We start from the raw sequence: 15764 nt of genomic DNA on the forward strand, positions 1-15764 counted from the left end.
CTGCGGGCCCCGGGGCGTCGCCGACGTCGGCGCCGGCGAGCGCGCCGAGGAGCGCGGGGTCGTCGGGGCGGGCGCACGATACGGCGGCCCAGCCGTCCGCCGTGCGAAGCAGCCGGCACGCGCCGCCCGCGGACACCCGTCCGCGCCGCCCGTGGCCCGTGAAGGCCGCGCGCTCGGCCAGCAGCCGCGCCCCGTCGAGGCGGGGAGCGCCCGTCCCGCCGGCGAACCGCTCCGCCAGGTCCCGCGCGACGGACGCGGCCCGGCCGGGCGGCAGCAGGGGCGGGCCGTCCGGCCGTCCCGACAGGAGCACGGCGCCGCTCGCGGCCCACGCCGACGCCGCCTCCGACACCGCGTCGGCCTCCGGTGGCGTGCCGCTCATCGGCGCCGGTCTCCCGCGCCGTCGCTGCGTACCCCCATGATCCCGACGATAGCGCCGGGCCGCCGTCAGCGGGCCACGTAGCCGCCGTCCACGGGGAGGGCGGCCCCGGTGACGAACGACGACTCGTCCCCGGCGAGGAACAGCGCCGCGGCGGCGAGCTCGGACGGCAGGCCCCAGCGGTTCATCGGCTGGACCCGCATCGGCATGTCCGGCGGCGGCGACGGGTTCTCCTCGGACGCGCCCGCCAGGCCCGTCCACGTCATGCCGGGGCAGATCGCGTTCACCCGCACGCCCTGCTCGGCGTAGTCGAGCGCCGCGCTCTTGGTCATCTGGACGACGCCGCCCTTCGCCGCCGCGTACACCGAGTGCCCCTTCCAGCCGACGAGGCCCGCGGACGACGCGGTGTTGACGACGGATCCGCCGCCGGTCCGCAGCATCGCGGCGATCCCGTACTTCATGCCGAGGAAGACGCCCTTGAGGTTCACCGCGAGGACGTCGTCGAAGGTGCTCTCCTCCTGCTCGGTGATGGGTTTGCGGGGGCCGCCGAAGCCGGCGTTGTTGCACAGCACGTCGAGCCGGCCGAAGCGGCGCTCGGCGGCCTCGACAACGGCCCGCACGTCGGCCGCCACGGAGACGTCGGCGTGCACCCCGATGGCCGCGTCGCCGATCTCCCCGGCGACATCGTCCTGCCGGCCGCTGCGGTCCGCGCACACGACCTTCGCGCCGTGCTCGGCGAACAGGAGGGCCATGGACCGCCCGATCCCCGACCCCGCGCCGGTGATCACGGCGACCTTCCCGGCGAGCCGCTCTCCGCTGTCCGTCATGGTCTGCCGTCCGTCATGGTCTGCTCCCTTGGATCGGGTCCGGCGGCGCGCTCGTCGTGGTGCGGTGCCGCGTCGTCCGTGCGAGCGCCGGGTCGTGCCTGGCGATGATCTGGCGGACGCGCGCCTCCGCCAGCGGCCCGAGCCCGTCGTAGATCCCGGCGAAGAGGCCGCGCGCCCGCCGGCCCGGCCACGGCCGCGGGAGAAGGCTCTCCGGCAGCTCCGGGTCGAGGCTCACCAGCTCGCGCCAGGCGTCCTTGACGTCCGTCCTGGCCACCAGCGCCTCCGCGGTGCCGACCTGTCCGCGCTCGACCCGGTGGAGGAGCGGTTCGTACTCGGCGATGAACGCCTCGTACCGTGCGGCGATCGCCTCGACGTCCCAGGCGGACAGCGGGTCGCCGGGACCGGCCGCGTACGTCACCTCGGCCCGCAGGACGGTCGCGTGCCCGACCCCCAGGTCCTCGAGGATCTCGACGGTCTGGTCGCGGTCGGCGTGGGGCGACACCCAGACGCTGTCGTAGAGCGGGGCGTAGCCGAGCCAGCGCAACCGCGTCCGGATCACGTACCGCAGGTCCCGCTGCTCGTCGGGGAAGGAGAACAGGACGGTCGTCCACGAGCCGTCCCACGCCCGCTCCCCGGCGCGGAACTCCACGACGCGCCGCTGGGTCTGCTCCAGGGCGCGGGCGGCGGCCGGCGCCAGCCGGTAGAACGTCCGCCGGCCGACCTTCGTCGCCTCCAGGAGGCCCCGCCGGGCGAGACGCGCGATCGCGGCCCGCGCGCTCGCCTGCGTGTTGGCGAACTCGGTGAGCAGCTCGACCAGCGCGGCGGACGGCAGGTACTCCTCGGTGCCGAACCAGTGGTCGGTGAACAGCCCCAGGAGCAGGTGCTGCGGGTTCGGCCCGACCTGCACGCGCGGAAAGTCGACGGCGGTCTCCACGTAGGCTTCCATCACGCCGGAAGGCTATCCGCGACGGTTCCGCCCGGGCCCCTGCGCATCGCCGCGGTGGTGGTCATGGTCCGGTCTCCGCTCACACGGCCGGTTCGGCGGTGGTGTCGAAGAAGGCGGCGCCGGAGTCGGGGATGCGCGGCTGGTCGAACACGTTGACCGCGTACGAGACGAGGATCATCGAGTACAGCAGCCGCAGCAGGCGGGTCGCGTCGTCGGGCAGGTCGTCGAGGTCGAGCCCGTTGAGGTAGGTGACGGCCTCCTCGGCGCGGGGGGCGATGGCGTCGTAGAAGGCGGCCAGCTCGTCGAAGGTCTTGGACAGGCGCATGTCGTAGCGTTCCTGCCGGGTCGGGCGCGCCCAGTCGGCAACCCAGGGTTCGAGGTCGGTGAACGGTGCGGGCAGGCCGGTCGCGGTGGTGGTCGGCATCAGTCCTCCTGCCGGACGTCGCGGGCCTGGTGGGCGGCGACGGTGTCGCGGACGGTCTTGTGGAACTTACGGATGAGCAGTTCCTGGTCGGACAGGTGGAACCGCTGGTTCGCGCGGGTCGACAGGCCCATCTGCGTGGCCTCGATGGTGTTGACGTCCTGCATGGCGAACTCGATGGTGCTGTCGACGACGAGTTCCTGCGCCAGCCGCTCCTGGGCGTTCTTGGGCGGGACGAAGTACAGGTCGATGTCGTAGGTGTGCTTGTCGACCGCTTCGGGCCAGTAGGTGTAGGTGATGTAGAACCCGCGGGCCCAGATCTGCACCGACAGGTTCGGGAACAGCCAGAACTGGTCGTTCCCCCAGGACTTGATGTTCCCCTTGTTGAGGAATCCGGGGAGCGGGCCGAGGTCGGGGACGTCGTCGGGGCCGAACAGCCCGGCCCGGAACAGCTTGTACACCCAGATCTGGTCGCGCTCGGCGGGGCCGGCGGTGCCGGGCTCGCGCGGCGGGAGCGGGGGCGGGCCGGGCACCGAGGTGAGCATGTGCGGGGTGAACAGGTCGTAGTGGTAGGCGTCGACCGGCGGGACGAGCTTCTCGGCCTTGGCGATGTCCTTGGCGATGAACCGGGCGTGCACGTACGGCGGGTGGTACCACTCGCAGACCGAGTCGACCGCGAGCTTCCAGTTGCCGCGGATCGGCGCGGAGAACCCGTAGTGCTGGGTCATCTCGTGGAACGGGTAGGCCTCCAGTTCCAGGAGGCGGTCGCCCAGGAAGGTGCGCAGCGGGACGGGGTCGTCGGCGAGGTTGACGAAGATGAACCCGGCGAACTCCTCGCAGTGCACCAGAGGCATCCGCAGTGAGTCCCTGTCGAGACCGAAGAACTCCTGCTCGTTGGTGACGTGGGTGACGCGGCCGTCCAGGCCGTACCGCCAGCCGTGGTACTTGCAGGTGAACTCGCGGCACGAGCCCTTGGACTCCTCCTGCGGGTGCTCCTGCCAGACGACCTTGTTGCCGCGGTGGGCGCACACGTTGTGGAAGGCGTTGACCGTCCCGTCCCGGCGCCGCGCGATCACGATCGAGGCCAGCCCTTGGAGTTCGCGGGTGAAGAACGTCCCCGGCCGGGGCAGCCGCTCGGACCGGCCGACGTACAGCCAGGACCGCTTGAACACCGCCTCGCGTTCGGCGGCGAAGAACTCCGGGGAGATCGAGTCCTCGTAGTCGACGGGCCCGGTTCCGAGGTCGGGATAGTCCGGGGTGAACTTGCCCCGCCCGGTGGCCAGGCGCTGCTGCAGCTCGGTCATGCCCTGTCTCCCTGCTGTCGCGATCCTTCGACAGTAGTCATTTTTTCCATCGAACAACAGACTAGTGTCTTCTTTTCGAGTGCCGTGGTCATGACCACGGCTTGTCGTTCCAGGCGCGGTCCAGCGGCTCCATGCCGCCGCCGAAGGGGAAGAACTCCTGCTGGGCGTAGGTCTCGCGGGCCAGGCCGTGGCCGAGTTCCTCCAGGTAGGCGCGCTTGAGGTTCTGGGTGAACAGCTGCCGCGTGTACCGCAGCACCATCGGCGGGCGCTTGATCAGCTCACGGGCGAGTTCCCAGGCCCGGTCGAGCACCTGGTCTTTCGGCAGGACCTCGTTGACCGCGCCCCACTCCTTGGCCTCCTGCGCGGACAGCTTCTTGCCGGTGAGCAGGAAGTAGCGGGCCCGGTTGTGGCCGACCAGGAAGCTCCAGATCACGTGCTGGCCGTCGCCCGGCACCTGGCCGCGCGGGAAGTGCGAGACGTCCTGGAAGTAGGCGTCCTCTGAGGCCAGCACGATGTCGCCCATCAGCGGGACCTCGGAATGGATGTTGCACGGGCCGTTGACCACGCTGATCATCGGCACGTCCACCTCCAGGACGTTCTGCTGGAGCTGCCGGTTGTACCAGGCCTTCTCGTCCAGCTTGTGCAGCCCGCGGACGCCGGGCATCGCGTCGTAGACCGGCGGGTCGGGCAGCGTGCCGTCGGGCGTCAGGCCCCAGTCGGCGTTGTAGTTCTCGCCGGTCCCGGTGTGGATGAGCACCTTGATCTCGCGGTCGCCGGCGACGTCGGCGAACGCGTCGGCCATGTCGTCGTGCGACTTCCAGTCCCACACCAGGGACCCGCCGTCGGTGTGGCACCGCATGAGCAGGATCCCGTCCTCGCTCAGCTCGAAGCCGTAGTTGGGATACCGGTCCTTGTAGTCCTCGTACCTGGCGCGCTTGACCATCGGCCGTCCCTTCGTCCCGCGGGTCCCGGCCCGCGCGGACCTCTGTTGCGCGACATCGTTTTCGCGTACGGTGCTAAATATGCATCCTTTTCGGTTCGCCGTCCAGGCGACCAAGGCGACCACGGGGGCGCAGTGGCGCGATCTCGCCCGCAAGGTCGAGGACCTCGGCTACGCCACGCTGTTCGTGGCGGACCACTACCTCGGGCCGGGCCCCGCCGCCCGCGAGTCGCGGTTGCCGCCGCAGCACCTCGCGCCGATCGCGGCCATGGCCACGGCCGCCGCCGTGACGGAGCGGCTCCGCGTCGGCTGCCGCGTGTTCTGCGTCGACTACCACGTCCCGGCCGTCCTGGCGAAGGAGGCGGCGACCCTCGACCTGCTGTCCGACGGCAGGCTGGAGTTCGGGATCGGCGCCGGCTGGAGCGAGCGCGAGTACCGGGCGATGGGGCTCGCCTTCGCGGCACCGGCCCGCCGCGTCGACAAGCTCGAAGAGGTCGTCGCCCTGCTCAAGGCCCACTGGAGCGGCGAACCCCTGAACCGTCAGGGCGCGCACGCGACCGCCACCGGATACGCGGGCCTGCCGCTGCCGGTGCAGCGCCCCCGCCCGCCGATCATGATCGGCGGCGCGCGCGAACGCGTGCTGTCGCTCGCCGCGCGCGAGGCCGACGTCGTCAGCGTCAACAACGTGCCGTTCGACGCGGTGAACGAGGCCGGCCGCACGCCCGCCGAGGAGGCGGCGCACCGCTTCGCCGTCGTCCGCGACGCGGCGGGGGAGCGCCTCCCCGCCCTGGAGATCGAGAGCTCGCCCTTCTTCACCGAGATCACCGACGACCCCGCCGCCGCGGCCGGACGCGTCGCCGAGCTCATGGGCGTACCGCCGGACGGGCTCCTCGCCCACCCCAACGTGCTGGTCGGGCCCCTCGACGAGGTCGCCGACCGGCTCCAGGAGCGCCGCGAGGTCTTCGGCGCGAACTACATCACCGTCCAGCAGCGAGAACTGGAGCGCTTCGCGCCCGTCGTCGCCCGGCTCGCGGGGCGCTAGCGGACCGGCCGCCACCGGCCGGAGGTCACGGAGGACACAAGGTGGTCGAACGGAAGAGGTCGTTCACGGACGCCCGCGTGCGGTGCGGCGCGGCGGTGCGCGATGCCTGATCGCCGGGGACCGCTCGACGGGGTGCGCGTCGTCGAGGCGGCCACGCTGGCGGCGGGGCCGACGGTGGCCACGACACTGGGGGAGTTCGGCGCCGAGGTCATCAAGGTCGAGCCGCCGGGCACCGGAGACCCCATGCGTACCTGGGGCGACCGCCGCGACGGCATCGGCCTGGTGTGGAAGAGCATCAGCCGCAACAAGCGGTGCGCCACCCTCGACCTGCGCGTTCCCGCCGGTCAGCGGCTCCTGCACCGGCTGCTCGGCGTCAGCGACGTGCTCGTGGTCGGCAACCGGCCGAGCGCCCTGGCGCGGTGGGGGATCGACTACGACTCGGTCCACGCCGCGCACCCGCACGTCGTGGTCGCGCACATCACCGGCTACGGGCGAGGCGGCCCGAAGAGCGACCGTCCCGGATACGGCACGCTCGCCGAGGCGATGAGCGGGTTCGCCCACGTCACCGGCCCGGCGGACGGCCCGCCGACCCTGCCGCCGTTCATGCTGGCCGACGGCATCGCCGGGCTCACCGCGGCCTACGCGGTCATGATGGCGCTCTACCACCGCGACGTCCACGGCGCGGAGGGCCAGCTCGTGGACGTCAGCCTCCTCGAACCGCTCGCACGGCTCATCGAGTCGGCGACGCTCGCCTACGACCAGCTCGGAACCGTCAAGGCCAGGACGGGCAACCGGCTCGACGCCAGCGCCCCGCGCAACGCCTACCGCACCCGCGACGGCCGGTGGCTGGCGATCTCCAGCGCGTCGCCGAGCATCGCCGTCCGGGTCTTCCGCGCCATCGGCCGCGCCGACCTCGCCGAGCACCCCGACTACGTCGACCCCGTCCGGCGGCAGGAGCGGGCCGTCGAGGTGGACGGGCTGGTCGCCGGCTGGGTCGCGTGCCGCACGCTGGACGAGGCGATGGCCGTGTTCGAGGACGCCGAGGTGACCGCGGCGCCCGTGTACGACGCGCCCGCCCTGCTGGCCGACGAGCACCTGCGATCCCGCGGCACGTTCCAGCCGGTGGACGACCCCGACCTCGGCCGCATGACCGTCCAGGCGCCGGTGCCGAGACTCAGCGCCACCCCGGGGCGCATCGACCACCTGGGCCGTCCCCTCGGCGCCGACAACGACCACGTCTACCGCGACCTGCTCGGCCTCGACCCCACCGAGATCGAGGGCCTGCGAGCGGAAGGAGTCATCTGATGCGCGGACCGAGGGCCCGCAGGTCCGAGCTGGCGACGCCGGCCGGCGACGAGCACATGTGCGAGAAGGCGGCGCGGTCGGGCGCGGACCTGGTCTTCCTCGACCTGGAGGACGCCTGCGCCCCGGCCGTGAAGGAACGGGCGCGCGGCGTCGCCGTCGCCGCGCTGACCGGGCTGGACTGGGGCCGCACGGCGCGCGCCGTCCGCGTCAACGGCCTGGACACGCCCTGGTGCCACGGTGACGTCATCGAGGTCGTCACGGGGGCGCGCGAGGCGCTCGATGTGATCATCCTGCCCAAGGCGCGCGCCGCGCGGGACGTGTGGTGGCTCGACGTCCTGCTCACCCAGCTGGAGGACAAGCTCGGGCTGACGCGGCGGATCGGGATCGAAGTGCTCATCGAGGAGGCCGAAGGACTGGCCAACGCCGTCGAGATCGCCCGCACCGGCGACCGCCTCGAAGCGGTCATCTTCGGCGCCGGGGACCTGTCCGCCTCGCTGCGCGCCCGGGTCGACGGCAACTTCGACCCGCTCGGCGACTACCCCGGCGACTTCTGGCACCACGCCCGCGTCCAGGTCCTGACCGCCGCCCGCACCGCCGGCATCGACGCCATCGACGCCCCGTACCCCGCCTACCAGGACCCCGACGGCTACCGCAGGGCAGCCGAGCACGCGGCCCTGCTCGGCTACGACGGCAAATGGGCCATCCATCCCAGCCAGATCGCGACGGCCAACGAGGTCTTCAGCCCGACGGCCGAGGAGGTCGCGCAGGCCAGGGCGGTCATGGCGGACTACGAGAGCGCCGCCGCCGGAGGCACCGGCGCCATCGGCCGCGACGGGCGCCTGGTCGACGCCGCGCACATGCGCCACGCGACCAACGTCCTGCAGCGAGCGGCGCTGGCGAACACCGCCCCACCGCCCTCCGGCCGGTGACACCGGGGCGGGGGCGGCCCGTCGAAGACCGCGCTGCGTACGCACGTCGCTTGCGGCGCCGTCGTGCTCGGCGCGGTCGCGGCGCCGGGCACGTCCGCATCGGCCGCGCGAGGGCCGCAGCAGTCCGTTCGGTGGCGGTCTCCGGCCGGTCACCGCAGGGCGTGACCGCTGCGGCGGCTCTCCGCCGGCTCATGCGGCGCCGCGTGACCGTCGTTCTCGGCGGCGCGGGCGATGCCTTCGCACATGCCGCCGAAGACGCGGTCGTGGAACGGCTTGAACGCCCACCAGTAGCAGTGCCCGAGCAGACCGCGGGGGTGGAACAGGGCGCGCTGCGTGAAGCGGACGCGGCCGTCGCGTTCGGACACGGACAGCTCCAGCCAGGCCAGGCCGGGCACGCGCATCTCGGCACGCAGCCGCAGGAGGCGGCCGGGCTCGATCTCCTCCACGCGCCAGAAGTCGACCGCCTCCCCGATCCGGAGCCGGCGCGGGTCGCGGCGGCCGCGCCGCAGGCCCACCCCGCCCACGAGCCGGTCCAGGACGCCGCGGGCGCGCCAGGCCAGGGGGAAGGAGTACCAGCCGCGCTCGCCGCCGATCCCCTCGATGACGTCCCATAGGCGCCGCGGCGGCGCGTCCACGGTGCGGGACCGCTCGTCGGTGTAGAGGCTGCCGCCGGCCCAGGCCGGGTCGGTGGGCAGCGGGTCGCTGGGAGCGCCGGGGACGCTCGCCGACGACCAGCGGGTGGCGACGTCCGCCTCGCGGACGCGGCGCAGCGCCAGGGACACCGCCCGCTCGAAGCCGGTCAGGCCCTCGTCCGGCGGAGGGATGTAGCGGCTGATGTCGTGCTCGCGGCAGATCACCTCGTTGCGCAGCGACTCCACGAGCGGGCGCGCCAGACGGCCCGGGACCGGCGTGATCGCGCCGACCCACAGGCTCGACAGCCACGGGCTCAGCACGGGCACCGGGATGATGAGGCGCGGCCTGAGCCCGGCGACGGCGGCGTAGCGCCGCATCATGTCCCCGTAGGTGAGCACGTCCGGACCGCCGATGTCGAAGCCCCGGCTGACCCGGGCGGGCAGCCCGGCGGACGCCACCAGGTAGTGCAGGACGTCCCGGATCGCGATCGGCTGGATGCGGGAGTGCACCCAGCGCGGGGTCACCATCACCGGGAGCCGCTCGGTCAGGTACCGCAGCATCTCGAACGACGCCGAGCCCGACCCGATGATCACGGCGGCGCGCAGCCACACGGCGGGCACCCCGGCGTCCAGCATGATCCGCCCGACCTCGGCGCGGGACCGCAGGTGCGGGGAGAGGTCCTCCTCCGGGTCCATCCCGCCGAGATAGACCAGCCGCCCGGTGCCGGCGTCGCGGGCCGCGTCGGCGAAGGTGCGGGCCGAGCGGCGGTCGGTCTCGCCGAACCCGCCCGGGCCGCCGATCGCGTGGATCAGGTAGTAGGCGACGTCGACCCCTTCGAGGGCCCGGCGGGTCGACTCGGGGTCGGTCGCGTCGGCCTGGACGATCTCCACCCGGCCGGCCCAGGGGTGGTCCCGCAGCCGGCGCGGGGAACGCGCCATGCACCGCACGCGGTAACCGGCGTCGAGCAGTTCGGGCACCAGCCGGCCGCCGATGTAGCCGCTGGCCCCCGTCACCAGGCACAGGCGCCCGGCGCCCGGCTCAGCGGGCGGCGACATCGTCCGCAGCCGGAACGGGCACGGCTCTGATCATTGCTCCCCCCTCGCGGTCGGACGGCCCGTACCCGGCGCCCCTGGGGACAAGCGCGGCCCGACCCGGTCTTTGCCCGCCGTGGTCCAACCGGAGCGTTCTCCCCTGCACCATGCGGTGCGTTTCCGCAGGTCATAGGCCGACATTCCGTTCGATCCCAGAGGAATCAGAGATACTGCTTCCCCACAAAGATTCCCATGAGTATCTTTGTGGCCAGTGGGCTGCTGAATGGTCGCCGGCGGACGCGTGAGCAGCCGGACTCCCACGCCCCAGAAGGAGACAGTGTCGTGAGCGGACCATCGGAAAAGACGCAGGCGCCCACCCCCACCGAATCGCTCGGCGCGGCCTCGCTCGGCGCCCAGGCCCAGTCCCCGACCAGACCCGTCCGGATCTGGGCCGCCATCGGCGGCGCGATCCTGGTCTTCCAGCTCTATGTGTGGATCCGGTGGATCTCCGGCCCCTACTTCAAACGGGTCCCCGCCGGGCCGAGCGATCCGCCGACGCTGATGAAGGCGATCCTCATCGCGTGGACGGGCGTGATCCTGATCGGCCTGCCCGTCGGCGTCTACTTCTTCATCATCAGGCCCTGGCGCCGCGAGCGGCGGATCACGCTCGACGGGATGCTCCTGGTGTCCTGCGGGCTGCTGTTCTTCCAGGACCCGTTCCTCGACTACTTCAACACCTGGTGCACCTACAACGGCTGGCTCTGGAACATGGGCGCCTGGACGCAGGACGTCCCGGGGTGGCAGTCGTTCGGGGAACCGGGCCACATGCTGGCCGAGCCGCTGCTCATGAACGCGCCGGGCTACTCCTACGGGGTGCTGCTGTGCACGATCCTCGGCTGCTGGGTGATGCGCCGGGTCAAGGCGCGGTGGCCGAAGATCGGCAACGTCGGGCTGATCGGCGTCCTGGTGGCGTGGTCGTTCTTCTTCGATCTCGTCATCGAGGGCCTGTTCCTCATGCCGATGGGCCTCTTCACCTACCCCGGCGCCATCAGATCCCTGACCATCAACGCGGGCCACTACTACCAATGGCCGGTCTACGAAGGGCTCATGTGGGGCGGCGTCCAGGCGGGCCTGTGCGCGTTGCGCTACTTCACCGACGACCGCGGCCGGACGTTCGTGGAGCGCGGGCTGGACCGCGTCCGGGGCGGCATGGTGAGGCAGCAGTCCACGCGCTTCCTGGCGATCTTCGCGGCGTGCAGCGTGTTCTTCTTCGTGTTCTACAACGTCCCGGTGCAGTGGTTCGCCATGCACGCCGACCCGTGGCCCAAGGACATCCAGAAGCGCTCGTACTTCATGTCGGGCATCTGCGGCGACGGGACGGGGCGGCTGTGCCCCGACCCGTCCCTGCCGACCTCGCGCAAGGGCTCCGCCACCATCGGCCCGGACGGCAAGGTCGTCCCCCCGAAGGGCAAGGAGCTTCCCACGATCGTTCCCTTCGACAGGGGCCGCTGAGATGCCGGCCGATCGATCCACCGCCGTTCGCCCCGCCACGGAGGCGCCGTTCTACCGCGCGGTCGGGGACGAGGAGGAGGTGTTCCGGGCGGCGGCCGGAGGAGGTCTCCCCGTGCTGGTGAAGGGGCCGACGGGATGCGGGAAGACCCGCTTCGTGCAGGCCATGGCGCACGAGCTCGGCCGCGAGCTGATCACCGTCGCGGGGCACGAGGACATGACGTCGGCCGACCTGGTGGGCCGGTTCCTGCTCAAGGGCGGGGAGACGGTCTGGGCGGACGGCCCCCTGACCCGCGCCGTGCGGGAGGGCGCCATCTGCTACCTCGACGAGGTGGTGGAGGCGCGCCAGGACACCACCGTGGTCATCCATCCGCTCGCCGACCACCGCCGCGAACTCGCCCTCGACCGGCTCGGCACGACGCTGCGGGCGGCGCCCGGGTTCCAGCTGGTGATCTCCTACAACCCCGGCTACCAGAGCGTCCTGAAGAACATCAAGGAGTCGACCCGGCAGCGCTTCGTCGCCATCGAGCTCGATTTCCCGCCTCCCGAGGTCGAGGCGCAGATCGTCGCCCGCGAAGCCGGGATCGGTATCGAGACCGCGGAGGCCCTCGTCCGGCTCGGCAACGCCGTCCGGAACCTGGACGGCTCGCCGCTGCGCGAAGTGGCTTCCACGCGGATGCTGATCCTCGCCGGCTGCCTCGTCGCGCAGGGGCTGCCCCTGCGCGCCGCCGCGCGGTCCGCCGTCGTCCAGGCCCTCTCCGACGATCCGGACGTCGTGCGCGCCCTCGGCGAACTCGCCGACGCCGTCCTGCCCCCGGCATGACGCCGTCCGGGTCCGCCGGTCCCGACCGGTTCCGGCTCCTCGCCACCTCGATCGCGGGCCGGGCCGTCGGGGTCGCCGAGGCGCCCGCCGGCGAGGCCGCCCACACCGACGGCCGGGTCGTCTTCGTCTCGGCGGGCGGCTCCCTCGCGCGGCAGCGCGGCGAGGCGCTGGTGCAGAGCGCTCTGCTCGGTGCGGGGAGCCTGGACCAGCGATGGATCAGGGCCCTGTGGGCACGTCCCTCCCTAGCGCGCCGGTACCTGGCGCTCGAAGGACGACGCGTGCTCGCCGAACTCGTCGGACGGTATCCGCTCGCAGCCGCGCTGGACCTCGGCGGGGAACCGAGCACCACGACCGCTCGGGAGTCGCTCGAAAAGGCGAGGGGCCGGGCGAAGCTGCCCGACCCCCCGGAATGGTTCGGGGTGATCAAACCGTCCCGGTTGCTGGCCGCCCCCGCCGGACCCGGCGCGCGCGCCACCGACAAGGAAACGCGCCTCGAATTCGATCCGATCGACCTGCCCGAGGCCGATGACGACGGCGACCAGGAGGAGCCCCGGGAAAGCAAGATCCTGAAGCTGTTCGAGAATCCGCTGTTCGCCTCGCGGGCCCTGTCGGACCACTTCCGGAAGCTGCTCGGCGGATCGCGGGCCTCCGGGGACGGCGCCGCCGGGACGGAGGCGAGGGTCCGCTCGGTGCGGCGGGTGAACAAGACCGGCGAGAACGCCCGCCCGCTTCCCACGCGGATCCGTTTCACCGACGACGGCAGGCCAGGCGTCGCCGTGGGCGTCGGCGGAGCCCTCCATCCGGAGTGGGACGTGCACAACGGCCGCTACCGGCCCGACTGGTGCCGGGTCATCGACTTCCCCCTGACCGCGGCCGCCGACATCTCCGCGGCCGACATCTCCGCGGCCGGCGTCCCGCGCGACGACGTGCTGCGGCGGCGCCTGTCCCGCGTGGGCCTCGGTCCCCGGATCCTCCGGGGCCGTCCCGACGGCGACGAACTCGACACCGAGGCGCTCATCGATCTCTTCGTGGACGTGCGCTCCGGCCATTCGCCGCCCGAGCACGTCTACCAGGAACGCCGGAAGGCCGCCCGCGATCTCGGCGTCCTCGTCCTGCTCGACGCCTCCGGATCCGCCACCGACGCCGATCCGGGCGGCCTCGCCGTGCACGACCACCAGCGGCGGGCGGCCGCCACCCTGGCCGCCACGCTCGAAGAGCTCGGCGACCGCGTCGCCGTCTACGCCTTCCGGTCGCAGGGCAGGCACGCCGTCCATCTGCCGATCGTGAAGGCGTTCGGGCAGAGCTTCGACGCCATCGGACGGGCCCGGCTCAACCGGCTCCGACCATCCGGCTATACGCGGCTCGGCGCCGGAATTCGCGGTGCAGGCGAGATCCTGAAAACCGAAGCCGGTACGCCGCATCGCCTCCTGCTCGTCCTTTCGGACGGATTTCCCTACGACAATGGTTACGAAGGCCGGTACGCGGAGGCCGATGTTCGCAAGGCCCTTGAAGAACTCCACGCCGACGGTGTCGCCTGCCTCTGCCTCTCGATCGGCGCCACCGCGGACGCCGATGGGCTCGGACGCGTCTTCGGCCCCGCGAGCCACGCCACCGCCGCGACCCTCGCCGACCTGAGCCCGCGAATGGACGAGTTGTTCCTCGCCGCCCTGAAGCGGCTCACCGAGGTCACCGGCGCCGGAACGGGGCCGGACGGTCGGCGGCCCGCGCGCGGGTCCTGGCATAATCGCCGGCATGGTTGAGCGTTGGACGAGGGAGCGGCGCCGCGACCACACCCGCTCCCTCCTCGTGGACGCGGCGGAGGAGGTGTTCGCCGAAAAGGGCTTCACGCAGGCGACGCTCGACGACATCGCTTATGCCGCCGGCTTCACGAAAGGCGCCATCTACAAGCACTTCGGAACGAAGGAAGACCTTTTCCTGGCGGTCAGCGACCGGCACTGGCGCCGCTACTTCGACGACTTCGCCGAAGTGGTGTCGGCGGTGACCGAGGTGGGGGCGCGCGAGCTCGACGAGGTCGCGCGGCGGTGGCGCCGGCTCAGCGAGGACCGCGGCGCCGAGCACGCCGCGCTCGGCCACGAGTTCACCCTGTACCTGCTCCGCAACCCCGACGCCAGGGAGCGGGTGGAGGCCAAGCGGCTGGAGGCCGCGGAGGCGCTGGCGAAGTTCATCATGGAGGGCATCGAGCACATCGGCGCGACGCTGCTGATCCCTCCGCTGACGTTCGCGCAGGTGCTCATCGCGACCAGCGACTCCGTGGCGCTGGGCAGCCAGCTGGACGACGTCGACCTGTACCGGCCGGTCCTCGAGATGTACATGTCGGTCGTCAAACTGCCCTGACCACCGGCGGGGCGGAGCGGGGCGGGCGTCACGGGGACGCGACCGAGATCGACTTGATGTCGAGGTAGGCGTCGAGGCCCTCGCGGCCGAGCTCGCGGCCGTAGCCGCTGGCCTTGACGCCGCCGAACGGCGCCGCCGGGTCCATCGAGTACCCCTGGTTCACCCCGAAGGTGCCGGTCCGCACCCGCGCGGCCACGTCGAGCCCGTGCTCGGGGTCGGCCGTGAACACCGCGCCGGCCAGGCCGTACGCGGAGTCGTCGGCGACGCGGACGGCCTCGTCCTCGGTCCGGTAGGGGATCACGGCGACCACCGGGCCGAAGATCTCCTCGCGGGCGACCGTCATCGACGGGTCGACGCCGCCGAACACGGTGGGCCGCACGTACCACCCGTGCCGGACGCCGTCGGGCGGTTCGGTGCCGCCGGTGACGAGCCGGGCGCCCTCGCGGACGCCGGTGTCGATGTAGTGCCGCACCCGCCGCCGCTGGCGCTCGGAGACGAGCGGCCCCATCTCGGTCTCAGGATCGGCCGGATCGCCGATCTTGATGGCCGACAGCGTCGCCGCGAGCGCCTCGGTGTGCTCGCCCGCGCGGTCGGCGGGCACGAGGACGCGGGTGAGGGCGTTGCAGATCTGCCCGGCCATGCCCATGCCCGAGAAGCGGACGGCGGTCGCCACGGCCGCGGGGTCGGCGTCCGCCAGCGCGATGGCCGCCGACTTCCCGCCGAGTTCGAGCCCGACCCTCGTGAGGTTCGCCGCACACGCCGCCGCCACCTGCCTGCCCGCCGCGGTCGACCCGGTGAAGGAGACCTTGTCGACGCCGGGGTGGGCGACCAGGTACGCGCTCGTGTCGCGGTCGGCGGGCAGGACGCTCACCACGCCCGGTGGGAGGCCCGCCTCCTCGACGAGCTCGGCGAGGAGCAGCGCGTCGAGCGGTGACTCCGGCGCGGGCTTGAGCACGGCGGTGCAGCCGGCGAGCAGCGCCGGGACGATCTTGGTGACGGTCAGGAACTGCGGCATGTTCCACGGGACGACCGCGGCGACGACGCCGACGGGTTCCCTGCGCAGGACGATGTCCGATCCGTACGCGCCGGGCCGGTCCTCCCGCCACGGATGTCCTTCGGCGATGTCGGCGAGCGCGGTCATCATCGACCAGGGGAGCGCGACCTGCGCGCGCCTGGCGAAGGAGATCGGGGCGCCCAGCTCCGCGGTGATGAGGCCGGCCATCTCGTCGCGGCGCTCGCCGTAGAGCGCGGCCAGCCGGCGGACGGCCGCGATCCGCTCCGCGGGGTCGGTGCGCGGCCACGGCCCCTCGTCGAACGCCCGCC

The 15764-nt window shown here is 72.6% G+C and carries 15 protein-coding genes; 7 read left to right on the forward strand and 8 right to left on the reverse strand.

What is annotated here, in order from left to right:
- The 6 genes from ABZ914_RS30110 to ABZ914_RS30135 all read right to left on the reverse strand — a co-directional run.
- Positions 1-379, reverse strand: a 379-nt coding sequence (locus tag ABZ914_RS30110; protein WP_500197319.1) for a hypothetical protein, incomplete at its 3' end; no start/stop codon positions are given.
- Between the two features lie 65 nt (positions 380-444).
- On the reverse strand, positions 445-1203 hold the full coding sequence (locus ABZ914_RS30115; protein WP_500197321.1) for an SDR family NAD(P)-dependent oxidoreductase: 759 nt from the start codon (positions 1201-1203) through the stop codon (positions 445-447).
- A 13-nt stretch (positions 1204-1216) separates the two neighbouring features.
- Positions 1217-2149, reverse strand: coding sequence for a PaaX family transcriptional regulator (locus tag ABZ914_RS30120; protein WP_500197341.1), 933 nt, complete (start codon positions 2147-2149; stop codon positions 1217-1219).
- 79 nt (positions 2150-2228) lie between these two features.
- Positions 2229-2573, reverse strand: a complete 345-nt coding sequence (locus tag ABZ914_RS30125) for a hypothetical protein (RefSeq protein WP_500197322.1) — start codon at positions 2571-2573, stop codon at positions 2229-2231.
- Positions 2573-3874, reverse strand: coding sequence for an aromatic ring-hydroxylating oxygenase subunit alpha (locus ABZ914_RS30130; RefSeq protein ID WP_500197323.1), 1302 nt, complete (start codon positions 3872-3874; stop codon positions 2573-2575). Before ABZ914_RS30130 ends, ABZ914_RS30125 begins: the two co-directional genes overlap by 1 nt.
- An 88-nt stretch (positions 3875-3962) precedes the next feature.
- Positions 3963-4817: an enoyl-CoA hydratase/isomerase family protein gene (locus ABZ914_RS30135; RefSeq protein ID WP_500197325.1), complete on the reverse strand. Its 855-nt coding sequence runs from the start codon at positions 4815-4817 to the stop codon at positions 3963-3965.
- A 79-nt stretch (positions 4818-4896) separates the two neighbouring features.
- On the opposite strand from ABZ914_RS30135, the gene ABZ914_RS30140 reads away from it, so the two are divergent.
- The 3 genes from ABZ914_RS30140 (at position 4897) to ABZ914_RS30150 (ending at position 8090) form a co-directional block, all read left to right on the forward strand.
- A complete protein-coding gene (locus tag ABZ914_RS30140; protein ID WP_500197327.1) occupies positions 4897-5856 on the forward strand; it encodes a TIGR03621 family F420-dependent LLM class oxidoreductase in 960 nt (319 codons plus the stop codon).
- Positions 5857-5958: 102 nt separating this feature from the next.
- Positions 5959-7161: a CaiB/BaiF CoA transferase family protein gene (locus ABZ914_RS30145; protein ID WP_500197328.1), complete on the forward strand. Its 1203-nt coding sequence runs from the start codon at positions 5959-5961 to the stop codon at positions 7159-7161.
- Entirely contained in the window at positions 7161-8090 is a 930-nt protein-coding gene (locus ABZ914_RS30150; RefSeq protein ID WP_500197330.1) for an HpcH/HpaI aldolase/citrate lyase family protein, read from the forward strand. The genes ABZ914_RS30145 and ABZ914_RS30150 overlap by 1 nt, the downstream gene beginning before the upstream one ends.
- A 149-nt stretch (positions 8091-8239) precedes the next feature.
- Here the strand turns inward: ABZ914_RS30150 and ABZ914_RS30155 are convergent, their stop codons facing one another.
- On the reverse strand, positions 8240-9778 hold the full coding sequence (locus tag ABZ914_RS30155; protein WP_500197331.1) for an SDR family oxidoreductase: 1539 nt from the start codon (positions 9776-9778) through the stop codon (positions 8240-8242).
- 318 nt (positions 9779-10096) lie between these two features.
- Here ABZ914_RS30155 and ABZ914_RS30160 point away from each other — a divergent pair, with 318 nt between their 5' ends.
- The 4 genes from ABZ914_RS30160 to ABZ914_RS30175 are packed head-to-tail and all read left to right on the forward strand — an operon-like array spanning position 10097 to position 14441.
- Positions 10097-11266 (forward strand): spirocyclase AveC family protein, encoded by a 1170-nt coding sequence (locus tag ABZ914_RS30160; protein ID WP_500197333.1) that lies wholly within the window; start codon positions 10097-10099, stop codon positions 11264-11266.
- 1 nt (position 11267) lies between these two features.
- Positions 11268-12086, forward strand: a complete 819-nt coding sequence (locus ABZ914_RS30165; RefSeq protein WP_500197335.1) for a CbbQ/NirQ/NorQ/GpvN family protein — start codon at positions 11268-11270, stop codon at positions 12084-12086.
- Positions 12083-13846: a nitric oxide reductase activation protein NorD gene (locus ABZ914_RS30170; protein ID WP_500197336.1), complete on the forward strand. Its 1764-nt coding sequence runs from the start codon at positions 12083-12085 to the stop codon at positions 13844-13846. The genes ABZ914_RS30165 and ABZ914_RS30170 overlap by 4 nt, the downstream gene beginning before the upstream one ends.
- Entirely contained in the window at positions 13839-14441 is a 603-nt protein-coding gene (locus tag ABZ914_RS30175; protein ID WP_500197337.1) for a TetR/AcrR family transcriptional regulator, read from the forward strand. The genes ABZ914_RS30170 and ABZ914_RS30175 overlap by 8 nt, the downstream gene beginning before the upstream one ends.
- 28 nt (positions 14442-14469) lie before the next feature.
- Here ABZ914_RS30175 and ABZ914_RS30180 read toward each other — a convergent pair.
- The coding region (locus ABZ914_RS30180; protein WP_500197339.1) for an aldehyde dehydrogenase at positions 14470-15764 on the reverse strand (1295 nt) is incomplete at its 5' end.

Origin of the sequence: Spirillospora sp. NPDC046719 (assembly GCF_040645715.1) — a bacterium.
GTDB lineage: Bacteria > Actinomycetota > Actinomycetes > Streptosporangiales > Streptosporangiaceae > Spirillospora.